This window comes from Paenibacillus sp. FSL H8-0280 (genome assembly GCF_045040665.1).
Taxonomy (GTDB): domain Bacteria; phylum Bacillota; class Bacilli; order Paenibacillales; family Paenibacillaceae; genus Paenibacillus; species Paenibacillus xylanexedens_A.
In genome coordinates, this window is the sequence record NZ_CP150296.1 from 5,166,506 (window position 1) to 5,188,278 (window position 21,773).

21 protein-coding genes are annotated in these 21,773 nt (G+C 43.6%); 7 read left to right on the top strand and 14 right to left on the bottom strand.

From position 1 onward, the window contains the following. Nucleotides 1–142: 142 nt before the first annotated feature. From MHI12_RS22580 to MHI12_RS22595, 4 genes are all read right to left on the bottom strand, one after another. A complete protein-coding gene (locus MHI12_RS22580; RefSeq protein ID WP_405170395.1) occupies nt 143–1,180 on the bottom strand; it encodes an ROK family protein in 1,038 nt (345 codons plus the stop codon). A 200-nt stretch (nt 1,181–1,380) separates the two neighbouring features. Then, nucleotides 1,381–1,650 carry a hypothetical protein gene (locus MHI12_RS22585; protein ID WP_405170396.1) on the bottom strand — a complete coding sequence of 90 codons (270 nt, stop codon included), beginning with the start codon at nt 1,648–1,650 and terminating at the stop codon, nt 1,381–1,383. A gap of 85 nt (nt 1,651–1,735) precedes the next feature. Then, nucleotides 1,736–2,662: a DUF4435 domain-containing protein gene (locus MHI12_RS22590; protein ID WP_405170397.1), complete on the bottom strand. Its 927-nt coding sequence runs from the start codon at nt 2,660–2,662 to the stop codon at nt 1,736–1,738. Beyond that, on the bottom strand, nt 2,655–4,043 hold the full coding sequence (locus MHI12_RS22595) for an AAA family ATPase (RefSeq protein ID WP_405170398.1): 1,389 nt from the start codon (nt 4,041–4,043) through the stop codon (nt 2,655–2,657). The genes MHI12_RS22590 and MHI12_RS22595 overlap by 8 nt, the downstream gene beginning before the upstream one ends. Before the next feature lie 256 nt (nt 4,044–4,299). Between MHI12_RS22595 and MHI12_RS22600 the strand changes: the two genes are divergently transcribed. After that, on the top strand, nt 4,300–4,911 hold the full coding sequence (locus MHI12_RS22600; RefSeq protein ID WP_301878187.1) for a TetR/AcrR family transcriptional regulator: 612 nt from the start codon (nt 4,300–4,302) through the stop codon (nt 4,909–4,911). A gap of 382 nt (nt 4,912–5,293) precedes the next feature. Further along, nucleotides 5,294–6,616, top strand: a complete 1,323-nt coding sequence (locus tag MHI12_RS22605; protein WP_405170399.1) for an amidohydrolase family protein — start codon at nt 5,294–5,296, stop codon at nt 6,614–6,616. A gap of 26 nt (nt 6,617–6,642) precedes the next feature. Here MHI12_RS22605 and MHI12_RS22610 read toward each other — a convergent pair whose 3' ends face one another. Together MHI12_RS22610 and MHI12_RS22615 are read right to left on the bottom strand one after the other, a co-directional pair. After that, nucleotides 6,643–6,900 carry a type II toxin-antitoxin system HicB family antitoxin gene (locus MHI12_RS22610; RefSeq protein ID WP_405170400.1) on the bottom strand — a complete coding sequence of 86 codons (258 nt, stop codon included), beginning with the start codon at nt 6,898–6,900 and terminating at the stop codon, nt 6,643–6,645. 120 nt (nt 6,901–7,020) lie between these two features. Then, nucleotides 7,021–7,614, bottom strand: coding sequence for a YdeI family protein (locus MHI12_RS22615; protein WP_315370892.1), 594 nt, complete (start codon nt 7,612–7,614; stop codon nt 7,021–7,023). A gap of 261 nt (nt 7,615–7,875) precedes the next feature. On the opposite strand from MHI12_RS22615, the gene MHI12_RS22620 reads away from it, so the two are divergent. After that, the gene (locus tag MHI12_RS22620) at nt 7,876–8,097 is read left to right on the top strand and encodes a hypothetical protein (RefSeq protein ID WP_405170401.1); all 222 of its coding nucleotides are present in this window, start codon (nt 7,876–7,878) and stop codon (nt 8,095–8,097) included. A 295-nt stretch (nt 8,098–8,392) separates the two neighbouring features. Then, nucleotides 8,393–8,620: a membrane protein insertion efficiency factor YidD gene (yidD, locus tag MHI12_RS22625; RefSeq protein WP_405173038.1), complete on the top strand. Its 228-nt coding sequence runs from the start codon at nt 8,393–8,395 to the stop codon at nt 8,618–8,620. A 42-nt stretch (nt 8,621–8,662) separates the two neighbouring features. Here the strand turns inward: yidD and MHI12_RS22630 are convergent, their stop codons facing one another. From MHI12_RS22630 to MHI12_RS22645, 4 genes are all read right to left on the bottom strand, one after another. Beyond that, nucleotides 8,663–9,139 carry an EVE domain-containing protein gene (locus MHI12_RS22630; protein ID WP_405170402.1) on the bottom strand — a complete coding sequence of 159 codons (477 nt, stop codon included), beginning with the start codon at nt 9,137–9,139 and terminating at the stop codon, nt 8,663–8,665. A 26-nt stretch (nt 9,140–9,165) separates the two neighbouring features. Then, nucleotides 9,166–9,702, bottom strand: coding sequence for a DinB family protein (locus MHI12_RS22635; RefSeq protein ID WP_405170403.1), 537 nt, complete (start codon nt 9,700–9,702; stop codon nt 9,166–9,168). A 67-nt stretch (nt 9,703–9,769) separates the two neighbouring features. Next, nucleotides 9,770–10,717, bottom strand: a complete 948-nt coding sequence (locus MHI12_RS22640) for a helix-turn-helix transcriptional regulator (protein WP_405170404.1) — start codon at nt 10,715–10,717, stop codon at nt 9,770–9,772. Nucleotides 10,718–10,919: 202 nt separating this feature from the next. Then, nucleotides 10,920–14,459 (bottom strand): S-layer homology domain-containing protein, encoded by a 3,540-nt coding sequence (locus MHI12_RS22645; RefSeq protein ID WP_405170405.1) that lies wholly within the window; start codon nt 14,457–14,459, stop codon nt 10,920–10,922. A gap of 610 nt (nt 14,460–15,069) precedes the next feature. Here MHI12_RS22645 and MHI12_RS22650 point away from each other — a divergent pair. Next, the gene (locus MHI12_RS22650) at nt 15,070–16,029 is read left to right on the top strand and encodes a hypothetical protein (RefSeq protein ID WP_405170406.1); all 960 of its coding nucleotides are present in this window, start codon (nt 15,070–15,072) and stop codon (nt 16,027–16,029) included. Nucleotides 16,030–16,042: 13 nt separating this feature from the next. Next, nucleotides 16,043–16,387 (top strand): hypothetical protein, encoded by a 345-nt coding sequence (locus MHI12_RS22655; RefSeq protein ID WP_405170407.1) that lies wholly within the window; start codon nt 16,043–16,045, stop codon nt 16,385–16,387. A 130-nt stretch (nt 16,388–16,517) separates the two neighbouring features. On the opposite strand, the gene MHI12_RS22660 is transcribed toward MHI12_RS22655, so the two are convergent. Next, complete coding sequence (locus MHI12_RS22660) at nt 16,518–16,979, bottom strand: MarR family winged helix-turn-helix transcriptional regulator (RefSeq protein ID WP_405170408.1); 462 nt, start codon at nt 16,977–16,979, stop codon at nt 16,518–16,520. 136 nt (nt 16,980–17,115) lie between these two features. On the opposite strand from MHI12_RS22660, the gene MHI12_RS22665 reads away from it, so the two are divergent. Beyond that, nucleotides 17,116–17,994, top strand: a complete 879-nt coding sequence (locus MHI12_RS22665; RefSeq protein ID WP_405170409.1) for an SDR family NAD(P)-dependent oxidoreductase — start codon at nt 17,116–17,118, stop codon at nt 17,992–17,994. 71 nt (nt 17,995–18,065) lie between these two features. Here MHI12_RS22665 and MHI12_RS22670 read toward each other — a convergent pair whose 3' ends face one another. From MHI12_RS22670 to MHI12_RS22680, 3 genes are all read right to left on the bottom strand, one after another. Then, entirely contained in the window at nt 18,066–18,893 is an 828-nt protein-coding gene (locus tag MHI12_RS22670; protein ID WP_405170410.1) for a sugar phosphate isomerase/epimerase family protein, read from the bottom strand. A gap of 146 nt (nt 18,894–19,039) precedes the next feature. Then, nucleotides 19,040–20,362, bottom strand: coding sequence for an LLM class flavin-dependent oxidoreductase (locus tag MHI12_RS22675; RefSeq protein ID WP_405170411.1), 1,323 nt, complete (start codon nt 20,360–20,362; stop codon nt 19,040–19,042). A gap of 71 nt (nt 20,363–20,433) precedes the next feature. Beyond that, nucleotides 20,434–21,666 carry an MFS transporter gene (locus tag MHI12_RS22680; RefSeq protein WP_405170412.1) on the bottom strand — a complete coding sequence of 411 codons (1,233 nt, stop codon included), beginning with the start codon at nt 21,664–21,666 and terminating at the stop codon, nt 20,434–20,436. Between the last annotated feature and the right edge of the window lie 107 nt (nt 21,667–21,773).

A 21,773-nucleotide genomic window follows, 5' to 3' on the forward strand; every position in this document is an offset into this window, starting at 1 on the left:
GGTGAAAATACAGTGATAAAGGCGTTCTTCAGATTGGTTCTGCCCTCTACGTTATCGTGTCAATAATTTGTACATTTGAGGCAGGAAACATGGTTAAGCTTTATTCCTAAAAATAGAATACTCGTAAAAGCTCCTTTTTCCTTTACCACTGCTTCTCAACCACCTGAATGCGGTAGGTCAGGCTCTCCAGTGTAACAGCGACTAGTCCAGTCACATATTCGCGCCGAGTGTCTCTTTGGATGATCAACTCTGGCATATGCTCCTGTGGGATCAGGTGATCCAGACAGCCTTGTAACAGGTCATTCCGCATAGCCGTGTCCATAGTATCGCCCGTAACGACAATCGCTGCCGGGTTGATAATCGCAATGATGGAAATCAGCGTCTTTGTGACGAGTTCCTGCAACCCTTCCGTCGTTTTCAACATTCGCAACTGCTCTTCCCGTGACACACCAAAAGGTAAGAAGGACACCTCGCCCCCAAATTGCGTGTTCCCAGTCAGCGGACGACCATCAATGATAAAGCCTGCACCCGGAAAATGGTTCTCTGGGAAAGTCACCACCGCAAAGTTCTTCTCTTCCTCAAACTGCTGCTGGTTGTAAAGTCCGTAGACCGTCAGGTTCATGTCGTTACCAATGACCACTTCCACGTCTTCATATTGTTCCTTGAGCCTTGGGCCGAGCGGCTGATACATCAGCTCCGGTACGTCGCAAATTCCAATAACGCCGTTGTGTGCCACCCCAGGTATGCCGATACCAATCGCCTGCACATTGTGATGTTGTTCAATCAGGTTTGCAATTAGATCCTCTACCACCGTTACATTAATCTCTTCCAAAATGAGCGTCTGTTCGTCCGCCATCTCTCCGTTCAGATTGGCATATGTATGTGTGATCGAGTGAACGCCGCCCTCTGTTCGAATAATCAGGCACAGTACGCTGGCGTAGTCCGCATTGAATTGATACCGACTCGCCGGTCTCCCCCCGCTCGATTCATCCGGGCCCAGATCGATAATTTCACCCGTTTGGAGTAATTCGTTCAGGATTGTGCCGCATGTCGCCACACTGAGTTTAGTCAGGTTCGCAATGGAAGCTTTCGTGCCTATGCCCATGGATCGGAGCGTGTTCTTCACAAGTTCAACGTTGATTCGCTTCACCTGTTGGGTGTTGTGTGATGTAGGTAACATGGTTAAGATGTATGCCTCCTTTCGTTCATTTCGAACCATTCAACGAATGTTTTTAAAAGTATTTTAATAATTGAAGTGTAGGGGGATTTGGGAGGAAAGTCAATGCTTAATTGGAAGCGAAAAACGTTTGGATGGAAAGACAAAAAGACAGTTCAAGATCATCTTGTGTGATCCTACACTGTCCTTTAGTTGAGGTGGTTTTATGTAGACTGGCTCATTTGATTCGCTAAGATGCTCTTCTCCAGTCGGACTTCAAATAACTTTCGGTTTAGATCCTGTTCCATGGCATGTAGGTGATACGCAGCCTGTTTCACCGTGTCCATATGCAGCACCCCTGCTCGCTTGGCGATGATGTCCATGGCGTCCAGGATGAGTTTGTTACATGTGACCAGTTGGTCGACATAATCGTCTTCGCGTTCAATGAGTTGTGCGTACTCCGAAGCGAGGTCTTCGCTGTTGGTACTTGTCATGTCACCACTCCTTTGTTAAGAAGAGATTAACATAACAAAGATAGGAATGTGGTACGTCATTACGTAGCACATTCCAGATCAAGGGCTAACCTGCTGTTGCATTGTTAGCATCAGAGTCAACCACTGAAACAAGTTCTTCTACTTTACTTTTAATATAATCGAGTTCTGACAAATCACAATTCGCAACTAATATATTAATAAAATCTCTATCGGAAATAGTGCCTCTGTCCGAGTGTTCTAATAAATATCTCTGAAATATTCTCAACAATTGTTTACCAGGTAGTAACCTCCATGAATCTTCCTTATATAGATGATCCAAATCTCTTTTTATTATTTTAATTGCTTCTTTGATTTTGAGTGTGTTTTTTGCCTTGGTGAAATCCTTAATCAACTGATAGTATTTTAATATCTTCTTACGATCCATCTGCCATGAATTATCTTTAATAAAGAACTCTGCCTTTTGTACAGTGTTTGGGATACCTAATCCCAGTTTTTGGACCAACATAAACATAATTAATAATTGTCGATAATCGTATTGCAGAGCTTTTATCCATTGGTTAAAATCAATTCTGGATTTACAATTTTCTAATCCAATATCAGTCCTACCGTTTACAAAGGAAGCACCGCTTAAATGATCAACTAAATAATTTTCAATTGAGTATCTCTTTAAATACAAAAAATTATTTGATCTTACTAGACTATTCTCAAATAAGATAAAATCAAAATCCATATCTGCAATAAACAAACATGGTTTTGTTGTTTGCTTCTGTGATAGTTGGTGTAATTCTAATAACTTAGGTTTTCCTCCAGTTGGAATTATGTTTTCATATTTAATTCTATTGCCCAGCATTCTTCTGAAAATCACCTCATAAATAAATAGTTTAGAAGTATCCTCAATATAAATTAATATATCAACATAATAATCGTAGATAATATCAAAATTTAGATATGCATCAGATGAATATTCTGGAATATCAATAATACTACCTTGCAGTTCATTTGACCTATGCATATGATAAATCACCTCTTACATTTTTACATTTATCTCTATAAGGCCCTATGATTTCTGGGGAATGAGTGGCAAAAATAAATTGTAAATTTGGAGCTGCCTCCATAATTGCTCTACATAATTTTTTTTGCCAAGATAAATGAAGTGAAAGCTCCGGTTCATCAATTATAAAAACCCCACCTTTTTCAGGATTTATTTTAAATATTAAATAGGCAAAAAAAACAATAATTTGTTTTTCCCCTGAAGACAATTTATTTAGAGGTAACTTAATCTGAGGATCATTATGATTTATGAAAAATAATTTTCCTTCAATATCATTGTAATCTATCTCTTTTCCTCCGAAGCTCCCTCTTAAAAAATCATTAACAATATTCAAAAACATATCAATAGGCTTATATTGATGGCTTTTCATTTCATTTGTCTGTTGAACTATATCAAGCCACTTTAGATAGTTATCAATTAAAGGTGCATTGGTAAAAAAAGACAGCCAATTAGGCCTCTCGGTGAGAACATATTTTATTCTTTCTGAGTCATCCTCTTTTTTTGACAATTCTTTTTGGGCAATTCTTAAATTATCAAAAAAACTATCTAGAGCTCCTTCGTATTCTACTTGAAGTAAATTCATGTCGTAAAATGCTCTCTTTAAGTCAGCAACTCTAGAGTATTCTATTGTCAAATTACTTATAACATTCATAATACTTCCAAAATCATTTACCGGATTGCTAAGATATCCTAGAGATGCCTGAATCATTTTTTTTGGCATATCCTCATTTAACTTTTCATACTCATGCATAATTTTTCTGTGTTTCTCTTTGATCAAATAATTAACCTGAAGTAATGATTCATCTAGATAACTCAATGAATTGTTCTCATTCTCCATTTCATTATGTATGTAATTTTTAGAAAAATAAATATCATGCTCTTTTTTAATGTCGAATGGTCTATTGTCACGCGATAGTGGTAAATATAGCAAATTTAACTCACTCGATATCTCTTCGAAGAAACCAGATACATCATCTTGAATATTTAGAACATCACTGGATGTAAATAAATTAGATGATAACTTTCTCTTATGAGACAGAAACCTAATTTCTTCATAATCTATATTTTTTGATCTACCTTTCCATTCAACCTTTATGTTGTATTCTTTCTTTATAATCTTCAATTTTTGTGCTCTTTCTTTATAAATGTAATGAATCTCTAAATCTCTAAACTCATATTCAAAGAGACTACTAATGTTACCTGTTGCAATAAATGAAATTATATTTAATACCGTAGTTTTACCAGAACCATTCGGACCAACTATTAAAGTCAAATCTCTATTAAAATCAACTTCTATATTTCTACTTCCAAACAGTTTTCTTATATAAAATTTTGTGATCAAGTGATCTTCCCCCAATTTTCTTATCATCATATAAATAGCTTCCATTAAGTTTCCAAAATGTACAATATGTATTGGTAACTTTTTCAATTTTACAAAGAAAACTAAGCACATTCAAGTTTATTTTTTATAAATTATTATTTCAAAGCACTCCTCATTTTTTACATGTAATTCTCGTTCTCTGTTTTAATTGACAACCCCTACAAAAAGGTCTATCCTAATAACGAATCATTCATTCACTATTAAGGAGTCGTTCCCGATGGTGCAAGCCAAGAAAGACGAAGTCAGGAAAGAGATTGAATACGCGGCACTCAAAGTCTTTTTTGAAAAAGGCTATGTGGATGCCAAAATGAGCGATATCGCGGATGAGATCAATATTTCCGTGGGCAATATCTATACTTATTTCAAAAACAAGAAAGAACTCTTCTACGCCGTCGTGCCGCCGGATCTGGTGGATTATCTGAAAAATGTGCTGGTCGAGACGATTCACTTTGATAATCAGACCCTGTTCGAGGAAACGGATAGCGAGCGAAAATCGGCACTGTTGCAGGAACAGGTGGATGTATTACGTAAATACCGGAATCAGATTGTGATCATCTTCGAAAAGAATAAAGGCACCATCTACACCAACGCCAAGAACGAACTTGTCGAGCTGATGATCGAAACCAAGAAGGCCTACCTCAAGAACCAATATAAACGGTATGAGATTGGCACCGAGGAGAACTTGATCTTGCTGAACATCCTCGCACACAACGTGATCGACATGAACCTGGAATTATTGAAGCGGGATATGAGTGAGGACAGCCGGAAGCAAATTTTCGAAGCGTTGTATGTATACAGACTGTACGGTATGAAGAGTCTCAACGAATAACGCTCCATCTCATCACTTATGCCGTGCAGACAAAGCTTGCAGATCAGATCAACTCACTTGGTTTGCACGCAAAAAAACACTAACATTAAGTCACTCTATTTTTTTGGCCCAAAAATGAATTTATAATTCATTTTTAAGACGGATATTTACCATTTACCAAACTATTTAAGTTGAACCCATATTTACACGATAACGGAGAGGACAGAAATAACCAGAGGAAGCGAAGCGTTCGCTTTTATCACCGGATTTTCCCTATTAAGAGGGAATCAAAAAAATCTGGGGATAACAGCGATCCGAAAGTTGTTCTGTCATCGGAGTGGCAAGTGTACATACCCTCTTTCAACTTATATAATCCCATCCATATTCTAAGGAGGAACACAACATGAACACCGCTTACGCATTGAAAAACGTCCATCTGATCCACGGCGACTCAAGCCGCAATCTGCAAAAAAACATGACCATTCTCATCAATGAGCAAGGTCTCATTCAGGATATCGTCCGAGATCACGAGCTGAATATCCCTAGTCACTACACAATAATCGACCTCTCAGGGAAATACGTGATGCCTGGATTAATTAATGCCCACGTACACCTCTTTGCAGATGGTAAACCGTTCAGTCTCTCGGTCAGTAAAGAATTGTTGCAGTTCGCATATGATCGGATATTGAACACGAAATTCGGCAGAAACGTTTTGAAAAAACGAATGAAACGCAATGCGCTGACCGCACTCCATGCAGGTGTAACCACGATGCGCAGCGTGGGGGAATTCTTTTACACGGACGTCCAGCTGCGGGATGAGATTAATAACGGCGACTTTGTCGGTCCTAATCTGCTTGTCTCTGGGTTTTTCCTAAGTGTCACAGGCGGACATGGTGCTCCATTCCTCGCTCTGGTGGGCGATTCCCCGTGGGAAGCACGGAAAAATGTACGGCTGAATGTGAAACACGGCGTAGATCTGATCAAAATCTGTGTGACGGGTGGCGTGACGGATGCGAAAATGGTGGGCGAAGCTGGTCGTTTACAGATGACGGTGGACGAAGTTTCGGCGATCTGCGATGAAGCGCATAAGATTGGCCTGCGGGTGGCAGCACATGTGGAAAGCACGGAAGGCGTAAGAGTTGCTTTACAAGGTGGTGTCGATACCATCGAGCACGGTTCGGAGATGGATGACGGAATCATTCGTTTATACAAAAATAATCCCAATGCCCTGAATGGCTACACCGCACTCATCCCAACCCTGCAAGCTGCTTATCCATCCGCTTCACTGGATACCAACGTAACGAAGGTAAGTGCAACGGTAAAAGAGAATTCAAGACTCGTCTACGATTCCATGCTCAAAGGCGTAAAACAAGCGATCGAAAACGACATCACCATCGGAATCGGCACCGATGCCGCTATGCCTTACGTGACTCACTATGATATGTGGAGAGAGATGGACCACTACATGAGACAGGCCAACCTGAACAACAAACAGGTCATCGACATGGTGACCCGAACCAATGCGAAGATCCTCGGTGTTGACGATGTAACAGGAACGGTGGATATCGGGAAACATGCTGATCTGATTATTATGGAGCAAAATCCGCTCGAACATATCGAGGCCTTGTCAGACATCTCTATGGTCATGTTCAAAGGAAATCTAATTCAAACACCATCTGTCACAAGAATCAAAGAAGTCGACGATGTCCTAAACTCAGTTTGGTGAATTCAGATATATAAACATAGTGTCGATCAGTAATACGTAATATTGGCTTCAATTAAATACGCTTTATCTTTAGAGTTCAATAATTCAGACATTATGCTTTGAGGTGGCAGAATATCTTCAACAGGTTCTCCATCCAAAAATAATTCTAGTGCTTCTTTCGCCATCACTAATGCTTCATCAATTGATTCGCCACAGGTGATACATCCGGGCAGATCAGGAAATGTAACATTAATTCCATCTTCAGCAAAATTAAAAATTGCGTAGTATTGGTAAGTTCGAATCATATGGGACACTCTCCTGTTATCTTTACTTTTAGCAAAAACAGCAAAAGCCTTTCGAATTATATCTGAAAGGCTTTCAACTCGTTTTAACTCTTAATTTCCCTCAAATATATTGTTATAAGATTAATCATTCAATCCTTTGCCCTCCAGGATCGGCTGCATGTACTTCTCTATTCGTGACACTTTTGTTTTGGATTGCTTCGGTTGTGAGAAATAATAGAGATATGCCCGCTGACGTCCGGGTGTCAGTGCTTCAAATGCATCTCGGAAAGCAGGATTCTCATCGAATTGCTGCTGAAGTTCCTCGGGAACGCTATATTCGGCAGTCTTTTTCATTTCCACTTGCAGTCCGGCTTGTTCCACTTCAATCGCTTGCTGGATATAGGCTTTGATCATAGCCTCCTGCTCCACAATCTGCTCCAGACTGGTGAAGCGAAGCTGGCGTTCTGCCTGTACATTCTCCGTTTGCTGGACCAAAATGCCGTGTGTATCCTTCAGTAGAGCACCTTTGAAAAACAGAATAGCCACGTATTCTTTGAATCCATGGATTAAGACGATGTTTTTCCCATCCAGCATGTAACAAGGATGCATCCATTTCATATCCTCTGTCAGTTCAAAATCCCGAATAATCTCTCTCAGCTTCGTGGACTCTTCCTTCCACGTTTTGAGTTTCTTTAGATAGCCGTCAACTTTACGATTCCCACTTGTATCCGTCATGGAGAAATACCTCTCTTTATCTCATGGTTTTATAGGTTCAATTGTACTGGTTTTCAAGGGATTGTACAGCGTTGCTTACAGAGCTTTTATTGACTTTTCTACTTGAATTTAAACCTTAATAACAACAAAGACCATCCTGTTAGATGGCCTATCATTTAATCCAATCCCATCTAATAAGTTTCAATCGACAGTTTACCATCCCCATAGTAAAATAATGGAATGTCTATTGCCATAATTCCAACATACGAAAGGAAGATTTAAATGAGAGAGTACACAGTTGTTCCAGGTCCGAAAAATGTTCAAGTAAACCGAGGTGATACTCAGGCTGCTGTTAATTTATTTGCGGATATCATTAATCACAAAGCACAATCTGGATGGACCTATCAATCGATGGAGTCGCTATCCATCACTGAGAAGCCCGGTTGTCTCCAGCAACCTGTTACAACGCATCATTATATGCTTATTTTCTACAGAGAGATTTAATAATAGTACAACAATCATGAGAAACTCAGAATCTGAGGAACTGATATTTAATAACATGCCATCCGAAGAAGAACTTATTAGACTCTTACATACACATCATGAAGAAAACGATCCTCGAAGCAGTTTCTATATAAGAACTCATGTTATTCCAGAAATCGATTGGTTGAAGTCTTTGCTTAACGTTTCACTTGCATTATTCGCAGGGCTAATCATCTCTATGATATGTTTTTATCTCTTGAATCCATTCATTCCAGTATATGCTTTGCTAAGTGCACAGATTGTTTTCATAGCAAGTATGTTCTTCATAGTTCTACGACGTGTTAGAGTGATCCTGATATGGAGTATTAGAATTTATCAACGTTTTGCCCCCATTGAGGTGAGGAACAAATGTCGTTTTGAACCAAGCTGTTCTGTGTATATGATTCAAGCTATTGAGAAATACGGGGCGATTAAAGGTCTTTCCTTGGGAATCCATCGTCTTCGTAAATGTAATATCAACGGTGGAGGATATGATTATCCATAAAGCAAAAAGGTCCATAGACAATCTATGGGCCTTTTGGTTTGGTTAACATCCCTGGCTTAAGCTAATATCCAGTAGTGACTGTGTCTCATCTTCCAACATGGAGGATGCTATCATCATGAAGTCTTCAGCTCCAATTTCAAATTGACCTTTACGAAATGGAAACCCCCAATTGCGATTTCCGCGTGTAAAACTAAGTTGGTCTAACAACGTTGCGATCTTTACTTCTTGACACGGAAGATAACGGAGATCTCGGCGAAAGGGTATAAAGGATTCAGACATCTGATATTGGTATATCCTGTCATCGGTAATTTGACCAATAGCGGTAAAAGCCTGAAGTGGCTTGCCAGTTGATATGTCTGTGCGTGGAGAATAGTATATCAGCCAATCACCCGGGGACATCTGTCGCAACAGCGCTGACTTGCCATGGCACAACTGCGCAAACCCTCCCTCTACGGCTACATTTACATGAGAAGCAGATACAACGCCAATCCAATATCTGCTGTCCTGATTTGGTTTCATGAATACATCCCATCCCCTTCTCTTGTTTACCTTTCCAGATTCGATTTCAATCGATCCAATTGTAAAAAATGATGTCTGTAGTGCATCTCTATCAACAAAAACCACTCCTGAGCATTTAGAGCGCCAAGCCTTGGATGACGTATTTTGTTGTTTACGGACGCTTGGGGTAGAACAGATGCCGTACTCCTCATCCGTTCCACGACCATGTGAAGCCCATCGATCAAGGACTCCATGCTCTCGGGTGGTTGCGGGGTGTACTGAGGGGAAGCAGGAACCTTTACGGGAATGGGAGGGAATTGTCCTAATTCAAACACTTGCCTACCCAGTTCTGTTTTTTCCTCCCCCAAGTTTAAAGTCGAATCCTCACTACTCAAACACTGCTCAATATTATGCAGATGCAAGAAAAGCGCTGATTGAATCAAATGTACATACATCTGTCCAATGGACCATTCCTCTTCACTTTGTTTTTTAAGTAAGCTACCCATATCCAATTTGTTCAGTTCTGCCAAATATCGTTCTACTGCCGTTTCAAATGATTTCAATACTTCCGTTGTACTTCTCATCCTTCAACCCACTCCTCTTGATCTGTGATATACCAAAGTATAAAAAAACACTACTGACAGGTGTATGTCAGTAGTGTTTTAAGATGTTTTTGGCTACTTCCTGCATTCGGAAGCGCAAAGACTCCGGCTCCAAGACCTCGATATCTCCACCCCAGCCAAGTAAATAATGCAATATTTCTTCCGGGTAGCGGACACGAAAATGAAAAATGAAACCTTCCTCTAGCTCCTCAAATGCATCCATATAAAAATGTAGGGCCTCCATAACTTTGTCAGCAATTTCAGGTTTTGCTCTGATTAATACTTGTTCGTTACGGTCGTCAGGAGGTCGATAACTGTTTAGATCAAAATCCGGTGGCAAAAGGAATTGATCCTCCAGCACGGAAAGTTCAGTCATCCGTGACAAACGAAAATGACGGATGTCTTGTCGCATATCACAACGTGCAATTAACATCCAATTCTCCTGAACCAGTGAGAGTCCGTAGGGTGAAACCTCACGCATATTATACCGATTGCCATCCGTTCCTGGCATTTTTTTCAGGTACATAAAACTGATTTTACGTTGCTCCAGAATAGCATTACGTATCTGGTTAAGGTATGTCTTCACCCGCGCTCGGGTTAAAGGTTCAACCGTATGAAGCAGTCGCATCGTTTCCCGAACACGTGTGGATTCGTCACGAACGGATTCTGGTAAAATCGCTTCAATTTTTCGTTGAGCCGACTTAGCCTCCATCGCGTATTCTGTATCCAATCTCTGTTCGATAAAATCAGCTCCCATGAGCAGGGATACGGCTTCTTCTGCGGTGAAGCTTACTGGGGGCAGAAAATATCCTTCCATGAGGGAATACCCATGACCCGGAGCTCCCATGATCGGAACACCAGCCTCACTTAATGCCTGTATATCTCGATATATCGTACGTACACTTATCTCCAATTGAGCAGCTAAATCTTCTGCTCGTAGCATCTTCCTTCGCTGCAATTCAAGCGTAATCGCAAGTTGCCGCTCCGTTTTGTTCATTTTCTAGCCCCCACCGTTTCATCATCCAAACCTAACTTATTCTAACACAGTAACTTGTCTTTTCGTTTCGTGAATTAAAGCAATGGCACGTCTCAAATATCATCCAAGATGAGATAGTCTTAATCCCAAAAAAACTGATACCCCAAAAGGATATCAGTTTTTTTTATCTGCTTTATATACGGTTAATTCTATTCGTTACTCCTTACACATACATGGCCAGCAACAAGTTATAGATCATCGTCGCAGCTTCCGCTCGGGTCGTTTCACTTCCTGCCCGAACCGTATGGTCCGTATATCCACTCACAATCTTGGCCTGCACCGCTGCATCCAGTGCTTCTTGTGCCCAAGATGGCGTCTGCGATGCATCGGTGAAACTTGGTTTAACGGAGGTATTACCGGACATTCCGGCTTGTGCATCTGAACTTACTTTCAGCGCATTCGCCATCATGACAGCCATCTCGGCACGGGTAATCGTCCGATCAGGCTTGAATGTGTTGTCACCGTAGCCTTTCACGATTCCGACTTGTACGGCTGCGGCAATATCACCTTTTGCCCAGTCTGGCAGACTGCCCTGATCTGCAAATGTCAGATCCGACTCCACGGACTTCAATACCAGCGCCTTACTGAGCAACGTAACAAACTCTGCCCGTGTGATCTTCTTCGATGGTTGGAATGTACCATCTGTGTAACCTTGAATCACGTTCATGCCCAACAAACGATCTGCGTAGTCGGAAGCCCAGTGTCCATTCAGGTCAGACAGATTCACCGGTGTGTAACTGGACACAACGAATGTACCCAGATGATTAACATTGGCCGTTATGCTTCCTGCTGCATTCATCTTGCCACCGATAAATACCCAGCTCTGACGAGCTTCATTATAGTAATAGATTGCAGGTTGGGTGCCATTAGGCAACACTGCCGAATCCACATTCAGGCTCAATGCCGCCTGCTCATTCAACGTTCTTCCGCCACTGCGGCTGATCTGTACAGCTTGTCCAAGTACATTCAGGGAAGCTGTATTCTGCAACTTGTCCTTGGTAACCACAGACACTTGCAGCGTATCCTTGGAACCAATGGCTCCCGATGGAACATTGAATTGCACGATGTCTTTCAAACCCGTTTGGACCGGCTGATTCACTTCCACCTCTACCTTCACTTCAGTGGATGAATCTGACCCCGTTTCCGGGTTCGTTGGTGTGGTTGGAACGGTTGGCGTTGTTGGTACACTTGGTGTACTTCCTCCAGAATTCCCACCAGAGTTGCCTCCATTACCTCCACCTGAACCCCCGCCGCCATTGCCTGAGCGGGCTTGTACAGTTACGGTACGGATAACTTCCTGTGCAGCATTACCAGCGATATCCTTCACGTTATACCGAAGGGTGTAGATTCCTGCCGCTTGTGTGTTCACCGTGCCATCCACCTGCACGGAACCACGGATGCCGACATTATCGGAAGCCTGTGTTCCAGGCTCGTTGTATGTGTCTCCCACATTCAGCGTCATCTGGCTGCTACCTTGCAGGGTGATGACGGGAATCTCACGGTCTATTTCAATGACCAGAGGTAAAGTATACGTTTGTTCCAGATCATCTGTTGCTCGGAATAAAAGGTTGTGCTCTCCCGGCTCCGTTATCTCCAAAGGTGTATTCTCTGCATATGCTTCGTACGTCTGCTCTCCATCACGAGACAACTCGATGATCGCAGAAGTAGCAGGCGCGTATACTGCGCTGGTTACACTAACGGTTACAGACTGGTTCGTCCATGTATCCGTGTGATACGGCTGGCCGTCAGCGGTTGTCATGTTGCTTTTTAACACCAGCGCCTGATTATTCGTGCCTTCCACAATGACAGTGAACGTTTTGGGTTGAGATTCCGTGCCACGTTGCACGGTTGCCGTCAGTTCCAATCGCTCATTATTGTCCGGTTGCAATAGCAGCTTGCCCTCGTTATTCATTAGTTCCGGCTTGGAGCTGGACCAGCTAATGGTTGCACCATGCTTCCCTTCAACAGGAAGGGTAAGATCGGAATGGACCGCGTTCAGATCGCCCAGATCGATTGCTTCAAGCGTATCGGTTACCGCCTGTGTGTCACTGTACGGTGTGGCACTCACGAAGATTGGGTTGGAGTAGAACCACAGATCGCGATAGTTGCTATCGTTAATTTGATTAAAACGGGTCGTTGCATCAGCTGTCGTATTCTTTTGATCGAGTTGTGGTTCACCGTCTACAGTCTCACCTGTCACGTTCATGCCCAGATTGGTACCGCGCAGGCGGAAATACTTGTCCTGATCTGTGGCTTTGATCTTGTACGTGATGACATTATAGCCTTCGGCATCTGTCGTCCAATCGTTGGATGTGAAGGTAGCCAGTACTTTGGTAGAGTCGTTGGTGTCTTTGTTATATGCGGCTGTGCCCTTCTGTGCCTTGGCTGTCACATCCCCAGCGATGAGATCGACATGATCCACCACGGGTACTTGTCCAGCGGACGTGCCGCTGTTGATTGGATTTTCATAGTTGTTGCTTGTCGTTGGACTCTTGAAGCGGATCTTCAGCTCAACTTCATCGCCTTGGGTCACATTCAGGTCTCCGCCCATCTCAACCTGAGCACCCGCTCCGGAAGCAGTGAAGTCCAATGCGTTGATCAGATCACCGAATACGGAAAATGATTTCCCCGAACGCAGTCCATCCAGTACTGCCTGCATGCCTGTGCCCTCAACCCAGGAATACGTCTTGGCATATTCGCCCGGAAAATAACCACTGGAATTCGTGCCAATCGTCTTGAAATGATAATCCGAATTGCCATAGTTCCAGAAGTGACGTCCTTCTCCCAGCAATGCATCCCATAGTCCGCCAACCTTGGCGACCATATAGTCTACACCGCCGTATGTACGGTATTTGTATCCATCATCTGCGGTCGGATTAGCCACATTGTAGATTGTGTTGTACCCTCCACGATCCGGTTCCATCTGGTTACCCAGCATGCCTTCGATACCGAATACCACTTGTGGAGCCAGATCGTTGAACTCACGGAAGTCCGCGATCGTATATTTGTTTTTGCCGCGTGAAGGGTGGTTGATCATCGCATAACTTGTCATTGGATAGTTCGTTGCAAGCCAGTTGATGGCAGCCAACGCATCCTGATGAGACGTGTAAGCACGCCCTCCGTTCTGATCCCATTTCGCTACGTCCGCCGCATTAAACAGGTTCGCTGCGCGATTCGTGAAGCGGTACTCGAATTCCTTGGCAGCGTTAAGCGCTTCGGTTGAGTTCGGCTCATCCGTAAGAATCCCCACCCCAACGTGTTCATGTGTTGGCATGTCCCATTCGAAACCGGAAAAGATCGTTTTACCTGTGTATTTGCCTGCATCCTGAAGTGCCTTGATCTGTGGTACCTGATATTCATTCATTCCTTGAGACATGGGGATTGACCCACTTGGAATGTCTACGCCGTTGTGATCTCGCTTGGATAACCGCAAATGATCCGTAAGTGCGATCCAGTCCAGCCCATATTTGGTTAAACCCGCATCGAGCACGTTCTCCAGTGAAACCTGTGCATCATCAGACTCAAACGTATGTACATGCAAATCTCCCGTTTGCCAAGAACCTGTTGCCGAGCTGTTGACTGGCGAGCTATCTCCCGCATCTGCATACGTTATCTCAGCAGGGAAAGCTCCCATGACCATCCCTGTAGCCAAGGGTATAAGTGTAAGTATAGCGAGCATTTTCTTGCCTGTATTAATGAACAAAATCATCCCACCACCCGTTCTGAGTTGTTGTGTCGGGAGTAAATATAAGAAACTTTTGGGGGCAGGGTCAACGGCCTGGAAGCATGTATTTAAAATTTTACATATACCTGCATTCTTTCATATTCCGTTAAAGGTTTTTCTAACTTATCCTAACGAAGTTATACTCTATACTGCTCCATATTGGGGGAGTGAATCTAGGGATAACGCAGCAATTAGGAGGTGATGCAAAATTCAGAGATTGTTCACGATTCAGGAAAGTTCCACCACTGCTGTGGATCATTAGGAGGAGAACTGGCGTAGGAGGAATGATGATAAGGAGAAAATAGTGGGTTGTGTAAAAAGATCAGGGTTACGTATACGCTGAGTATAGAAAAAAAGTACCCACGCACTACAGGCATAATATGCCATGAAGCCGCAGGTACTTTGGGTTGAGCGGGATTTTGTATCAGCCTTTACATCTTTACTTTTGTGAAATGGGGGCGAGTTGTTTGTGAAATCCGACCTATCTCCACTTTATATTTAAACTGGAAAAATACGATACATAAACCGATAATGTTGAAGATGGCAAAATAACGCAAAGATCATTATTCATTGAAGGAGTTGCACACTTTTGAAAAGATTCTATCTAGGTTTTGGATTAACGATTATCGTCATCATTGTACTATTATCAAGCTCTACTCCAACAGAAGCAGCATCGAAGAAAGTAAACTTAAAATTGTCAGATGGAGCGACGTACTATGGTGAAGTTTTAAACGGGAAACCTCATGGTAAAGGAACCGCGAGATGGGGAGAAACCGAAGTTTACTCTGGAGATTGGGTGAGTGGTAAGCGGCAAGGAAAAGGCAAGTATACATATACATTAGTTGAAGGTGGAGGTGTCCCCTTTGAGGATTACAATGAATCTAATATGGGCCATGGAACAGGTGAATTCACTACAAAAGCCTACACCGGATCATGGATTAATGATACATATCATGGTAAAGGAAAAGAAATTACGCAATGGTTAGAAGTACAGTATCTTACTTCTGATGGCAAGGTTTACCCTGTACATGACCGTTACAACAACACCATTAACGATGGAACATTCAATCAGGGCAAGATGTCTCAGGGATATTACGCAATCCACTCTTCAGATACTGTCTCACTAGGATATACCGATCATACGACTACGATTGCTCTCAAAAATGATTATTTCAACGAAAAGTTAACCGGGGATAAGGACTTTTTTGACACGATTATCAATTATAACAAGAAACACGGTTCTTCAGAAAAATATATCGGGATTAAACCATCCGAATTCTCCAAAGGCACATTAACTAGTGGCAAATTCACGGGGGTTACGCATCTAATCGATTATAGTAATTCAGTAAGTTATTCTAAACAAGTCATAATGAACGATAACGTATTAAAGGAGCATCACATAACATCTGTCGTCTTTGATAAAGATCGCAAGAAAACCATTAATGAATTCCTTCAAGCTATTAAGCCCTATTCAGTCAAAATCAATACCATCTCTGACGAGATTATGTCATTAAAAGACATTAACTATGAGGGAATGATCCCTAGGTAGTGGAGGTCACAAAATGAGAAAAAAGCGATGGATTGTGAGCATAGTCATTTTGATTATTATACTTTTCATGAGCGAATTGATGATGTTGTCCTCAGGAAAGGTTGGAGTTCTCAACATAACGCAGAGAGTTATTTCAGGTGCACCTCATGTTATCGTTCAAGGGCAGACACTGTCTTACCAAGGTAAGGTTCATTGGGAGGATATGCAAAATAGTATCGAAGAATATTCCGTAAGCGATGAAGGGAATGTCTTGTATAAAGCACTAGGCACCCCTGTCCCACCACCTTGGATATATGTGAGAAAAGAAAAGAATGAGGGTTTCCGATATAAAATCCCGCAGCTTCCCTGGAAACTATAAAATGATCTGGGAACTTCTCGAGCGGACATCACCAGATGTTCGCTTTTGCTATGAATTTGTAGTCTACCTCGCTCAATGGTGACATGTCCTATGGTTCAGGTATCAAATACAATCCACATTATTGTTCCTCTCACTTTTCTTCCAATCCATTAAACTGCCTGAGCATGGCGGTGAAACGCTCCAGTTCCCTATCATTCCATCTGGATATACGGTCATAAAAAGCTGACTCTTTCTCTTTGAGTGCACCAACCGTTGATTGTTGGCCAAGTTCCGTAAGAGACAGTAACACCCCGCGGCGATCGTTGGGGTCTTGCTCTTTGCTAACATATCCTGACTTTTCGAGTTGTTTGATTAATCGGCTGACCGAGCTGCGGTCCATTGCATTCGCTTCTGCCAAAGCCGCGGCGCTTGTTGGGCCATAGGAGTAGAGCCACCGAACCAGTTGAAAAGCGGCAGGTTGCAGGTTCGCATCAAAACGCTCGGCAGATCGAACGTTAAGCGCATGCGAAGCACTGATCAGTGCATGAATCTGCTCACCCAGCGCTAGCTCGAGGGTTGCTCTATCTTTGGTTTTGACTAGATTTTCACTCATTATTGTTAACTCCCTCTCCCAGATACATGAAAGTAGACTTCTCGAAATGTAGTTGACAAATATCAATTAATATTTATAGTTGATTTATGTCCATTATATAATTTCGAATCTATTTGTGTCAAAAGGAGATCTTCTCATGAAAACTAAACATCCCATTATTGTAATTACCGGAGCAACAAGCGGTTTAGGGCAGCTTGCTGCCACGGAACTCGCCAAACGCGGGGCACATCTTATACTTACAGCTCGAAGCAAGGAACGCGCAGAGGCTACCAGGTACAAAATCAAGGAAATCATACCTTCTGCTAAAATCGAATTTTTCTATGGAGACTTGTCCTTACTGAGTGATGTAAAACGTATTGGGTTAGAGATTGCAGCCGCTTATCCGCGTATAGACGTACTTTTGAATAATGCCGGACTTCATGCTTTTGAACAGAGAGTCACGTCCGAAGGATATGCCGAGATGATTGCCGTCAACTATTTGGCACCTTGGCTGTTAACGCACACATTGCAATCTTCCCTGATTCAGTCGGGCCATGCCCGTGTCGTCAATGTTGCATCTGAAGCTTCGCGGAATCACGGCACCCTGGTGTTGCCAGATGACTTAACGGATATCACTCCTTTTACTGCACGCGGTTCCTCTCCAATCTATGGCAAAACCAAACTCCTCAATATTATGTTTACTGGTGAACTAGCCAGACAATGGCGTGGAACCGGAATTCGCGTAAATGCCTTGAATCCTGGCTTTAATGTTACGGGTCTAGGACGAGAGCTATGGTTTGCAAGTGTGCTTGAACGCATGTTAACCTTTTTGCACATTGGCGACCCGCGCCGGGGTGCGGATATCATTAGTCAGTTGGCTGTGGATTCGAAGTATGGCGAGGTTTCGGGAGGATATTTCAATGTGGGAACTGGAGCATCTATTGTTCCTATCCATCCTGGCGGAGATGAGGCCATGCAAAACAGACTGTGGATCGTTACGACACAACTGATGAAAGATCACGGCGTACTGGATTAATTGTACAAGAACAGGGGTGTTCCATAAGCCACAAACATAGCTAGGAACACCCCATCCTTTTTTTCAGTAACTTAGATTGCGGCAAACACCTTGTCAAAACCTGCTTTCGACTTAGCCAATATTTCACTCAAACTTAGATTCGATGCCGGTGCCAGTACTTCCTGAGCCACCACGCCATTGTAACCAATCGCCTGCAGGTTTCTCAGAAACCCACCCAGATTAATGACCCCTTCGCCGGGGTACAAACGCTCATAATCCAGCAATTCCTCGATCGGCAAATCATAAGCATCGTTGATATGCACATGAACAATCTGCTCTTTCTTCAACTTCAACAGATCTTCCATCGGTAAACCATTTGTATGCCAGTGATAGGAATCTACCAGTAAACCTACGTTAGGCGCATGGATCGTCTCGATCCAGTCTAGCGTATCTTCCACACGCCAAATAAACGGATTCTTCCATTGCGTCCGCAAATGATGGCATCCCACAAACTCCAGCCCCAACTTAATCCCGTAAGCGTCCAAGATATCTGCGCAGAGTCTCAAGCGTTTCGTAGCCGCCGCCATAAATTGTGCTGCCGGTTGATCCGTTGAGGGTAAAATATACGTGCAACAGCTGTAACAGTCCAGCGAAGCAGAAGCTTCTGCCATAGCGACCAACGATTGCAATCCCTCACGAAACTGCTCATCTGTCGTCCGCCACTCTACCGTCAGGCCCGATGAACCGATGATCACCTGATTACTTTCCAGCAGATGTTTTGCCTGTTCTTTGCCATACGTTTCAATCAATGAGAGCGGATTCAAATCTACAGATCCGAATCCGTGTTTGACCGCATCTATGATATATTGTTCATCAGACTCGATGTTGCCCAGTCCCGCATTTGTTAACCCTCTAATCATCCCAATCTCCTCCTGTGACTCGTCTGGAATTACGGCTTGTATATCATTTTCTTTATCATTTTATAATAGCAGTACTCTCCGAAAAAGAAACCATTAAAAAAGAGCCGCAACAACGTTATATTAACGTCATTACCGCTCTATCTTTTCTATCTTACACTCTCTAACGTATACCGGTTACGCGGGATCTTAAGACCCAGATTCTCCCGTAGCGTCTCATGTTCATACTCCGTACGGAACAGCCCTCGTTCTTGCAGAACCGGGACAACTAGCTCCACGAAATCTTCCAAGCCATTGGGTACCACGGTACGTACATTGAATCCGTCTGCCGCTTCGCCTTCAAACCATTCCTGAATCCGATCTGCGATCTGATCCGGTGTACCAATGAACGATGTACGTGGAGTGGATGCCAGCAATGCCACTTGGCGCAGGGTTAGCCCTTGTTCTCGTGCCTGCTGCTTGATCTTGTCTGTTGTACTGCGGAAGCTGTTGCTCCCAATCTCCCCAATCTCGGGGAAAGGTTCGTCCAGCGCGTGCTGGGAGAAGTCATAATGATCGAAGTACCGGCCCAGATAATTCAACGCCTGATCAATACTCACCAGTTCGGCAATTTCCTGATACTTCTGCTCCGCCTCTTCCTCCGTTCTGCCCACAATGGGACCAATGCCAGGGAAGATCAGGATATCCTCTGCCTGACGTCCATATGCAACCGCTCTTGCCTTCACATCACGGTAGAACTCCCTTGCTTCTTGCAGCGTCTCATGTCCTGTGTAGACGGCATCCGCCGATCGGGCGGCCAGATCTTTACCAGATTCAGATGAGCCCGCTTGGAAAATGACCGGATGCCCCTGCTTCGAACGCCCCACATTAAGTGGACCCTGTACCGAGAAGTGCTCTCCCTTGTGATTTAGCGTATGTAGCTTGGCAGGATCGAAAAATACGCCCTGCTCTTTGTCTCCGATAAAGGCATCGTCCTCCCAGGAATCCCAAAGGCCTTTGACCACATTCAGATGTTCTTCCGCAATTTCGTAGCGTAGCGCATGGTTCGGATGTTCGCCTTTGCCAAAGTTAAGGGCCGAACCTTCCAGAGGTGAAGTAACCACATTCCACCCGGCTCTCCCACCGCTTAATTGATCCAATGAGGCAAATTGCCGCGCAACCGTGAAGGGTTCACTATAGGAAGTAGATAATGTAGCAACCAGCCCGATGTGGGAAGTTGCCCCGGCGAGTGCGGACAGAAGCGTCAATGGTTCGAAGCGATTGAGAAAATGAGGATTGGACTTCTCGTTGATAAAGAGACCATCTGCAATAAAGAGCAGATCAAACTTCCCTTTTTCCGCGATACGCACCTGCTTCTTGTAGAACTCCAGACTAACGCTCGCGTTAATGGGAATATCCGGGTGACGCCAAAAGGAAATGCTGTTACCCACTCCGTTTAGATTAGCTCCCAATTTCAATTGTCGTTGCGACATATATATTCCTCCCTAGATTGTAGTGATGACCATTCAGTTCGAGTATCCTTTTATCTCTGAGAGTCGTTTCGTCATTTCTTTATGCTGTTTCCGCCAGCTTCTGCTGCTGCCATGCCTAATCCCCGTTTATCCGCCTGTTTCACATCACTAACTCTGACTGCCCAAGCCGCTCCAAGCAATACAATCCCTGTGAAGAGAAAAATATACGGAATGCCGATCCATCCACCGAGAAAACCACCGATTAACGGTCCAAGCACAATACCGAACTGACTCGCCGTCTGACTCAGACTGACAGCCCTCCCACGAAAATCGTGATCAGCATACTTGATGATCAACGCATTAAGCGCCGGATATACTGCGGCAAAGAATAAACCATAAACAAATCGCAGGCTGCCAAAATAAATCAGATTATTTGCTGTCATTTGCAGCAGACTGCCAATTCCGCCGCCAATCAGACCAATAAACAGTGTTTTCTCGTATCCGATCCTTCCACCAATCTTCCCCCAGCGCGGCCCCATAATGACCGTTGCCACACCAATCGCCGAGAAGACAATCCCTGCACTAAGTGTTGCACTGCCAACATCTCCACCAATCTGGACCACATAGAGCGTCAGCACCGGTTCGATGATAAGTACAGAGGTCGAAACTAGCAGAATCAAACCGTAGATTCGCATCAAGCCGGGCGTGGAAGCCGCTCTTTTCAAATCCCCTATGATCCTCGTTGGAACGATCGTACGAGCTTGTCGTGACTCCTTAACACCGAGGACCATTAGAACCGCGAGGAACGTAATGACAGCTGATGCAATAAAGCATCCCCGCAGTCCGATCCAATGACTCAACACACCACCGGCAAGAGGACCAAGAATCCCGCCCGCAGCGCTGGCCGTGGAGATTACGCCAAGTGCATAACCCACCTGTTTCTCCGGAGTATTGGTACCGATCAGTGTAATCGAGGCGGGATGAAAACCAGCCATGAGTCCCTGAAAGACTCTCACCGCGATAAACGTATATGGATCGTACACAAAGAAGTTAGCGAGATGCGCAATACCTAGCCCCACTCCTGAACGGACGAGCATCAGTTTGCTGCCATATTTATCAGCCAGTGATCCCCAGAAGGGTGCGCATAATCCACTGATCAGAAAGCTGATGGAGATCGAAATACCGGACCAAGCTTCCAGACCGCTCTGGATACCAAGATCATTTTGCAGGAATATAGGAAAGAACGGAACGGACAGCGAGTACGCCATATGATTGAAAAACAGGCCGAACCACAGAATATACAGATTTCTCTTCCATTGTGGCATCTTGGCATTCTCCATACTATATAATTCCTATATAAAAAGTAGGTTATTATCCATATTAGGGTAACGTCATCGGAAAGTATAATAGAAAAGTTCAATAGACCCATTCA

What these genes read in the sequence shown, in the direction of transcription:
- MHI12_RS22580 (WP_405170395.1), bottom strand. Translation starts at nt 1,180, where the DNA reads ATGTTACCTACATCACACAACACCCAACAGGTGAAGCGAATCAACGTT.
- MHI12_RS22585 (WP_405170396.1), bottom strand. Translation starts at nt 1,650, where the DNA reads ATGACAAGTACCAACAGCGAAGACCTCGCTTCGGAGTACGCACAACTC.
- MHI12_RS22590 (WP_405170397.1), bottom strand. Translation starts at nt 2,662, where the DNA reads ATGCATAGGTCAAATGAACTGCAAGGTAGTATTATTGATATTCCAGAA.
- MHI12_RS22600 (WP_301878187.1), top strand. Translation starts at nt 4,300, where the DNA reads ATGGTGCAAGCCAAGAAAGACGAAGTCAGGAAAGAGATTGAATACGCG.
- MHI12_RS22605 (WP_405170399.1), top strand. Translation starts at nt 5,294, where the DNA reads ATGAACACCGCTTACGCATTGAAAAACGTCCATCTGATCCACGGCGAC.
- MHI12_RS22610 (WP_405170400.1), bottom strand. Translation starts at nt 6,900, where the DNA reads ATGATTCGAACTTACCAATACTACGCAATTTTTAATTTTGCTGAAGAT.
- MHI12_RS22615 (WP_315370892.1), bottom strand. Translation starts at nt 7,614, where the DNA reads ATGACGGATACAAGTGGGAATCGTAAAGTTGACGGCTATCTAAAGAAA.
- MHI12_RS22620 (WP_405170401.1), top strand. Translation starts at nt 7,876, where the DNA reads ATGAGAGAGTACACAGTTGTTCCAGGTCCGAAAAATGTTCAAGTAAAC.
- yidD (WP_405173038.1), top strand. Translation starts at nt 8,393, where the DNA reads ATGTTCTTCATAGTTCTACGACGTGTTAGAGTGATCCTGATATGGAGT.
- MHI12_RS22630 (WP_405170402.1), bottom strand. Translation starts at nt 9,139, where the DNA reads ATGAAACCAAATCAGGACAGCAGATATTGGATTGGCGTTGTATCTGCT.
- MHI12_RS22635 (WP_405170403.1), bottom strand. Translation starts at nt 9,702, where the DNA reads ATGAGAAGTACAACGGAAGTATTGAAATCATTTGAAACGGCAGTAGAA.
- MHI12_RS22640 (WP_405170404.1), bottom strand. Translation starts at nt 10,717, where the DNA reads ATGAACAAAACGGAGCGGCAACTTGCGATTACGCTTGAATTGCAGCGA.
- MHI12_RS22655 (WP_405170407.1), top strand. Translation starts at nt 16,043, where the DNA reads ATGAGAAAAAAGCGATGGATTGTGAGCATAGTCATTTTGATTATTATA.
- MHI12_RS22660 (WP_405170408.1), bottom strand. Translation starts at nt 16,979, where the DNA reads ATGAGTGAAAATCTAGTCAAAACCAAAGATAGAGCAACCCTCGAGCTA.
- MHI12_RS22665 (WP_405170409.1), top strand. Translation starts at nt 17,116, where the DNA reads ATGAAAACTAAACATCCCATTATTGTAATTACCGGAGCAACAAGCGGT.
- MHI12_RS22670 (WP_405170410.1), bottom strand. Translation starts at nt 18,893, where the DNA reads ATGATTAGAGGGTTAACAAATGCGGGACTGGGCAACATCGAGTCTGAT.
- MHI12_RS22675 (WP_405170411.1), bottom strand. Translation starts at nt 20,362, where the DNA reads ATGTCGCAACGACAATTGAAATTGGGAGCTAATCTAAACGGAGTGGGT.
- MHI12_RS22680 (WP_405170412.1), bottom strand. Translation starts at nt 21,666, where the DNA reads ATGCCACAATGGAAGAGAAATCTGTATATTCTGTGGTTCGGCCTGTTT.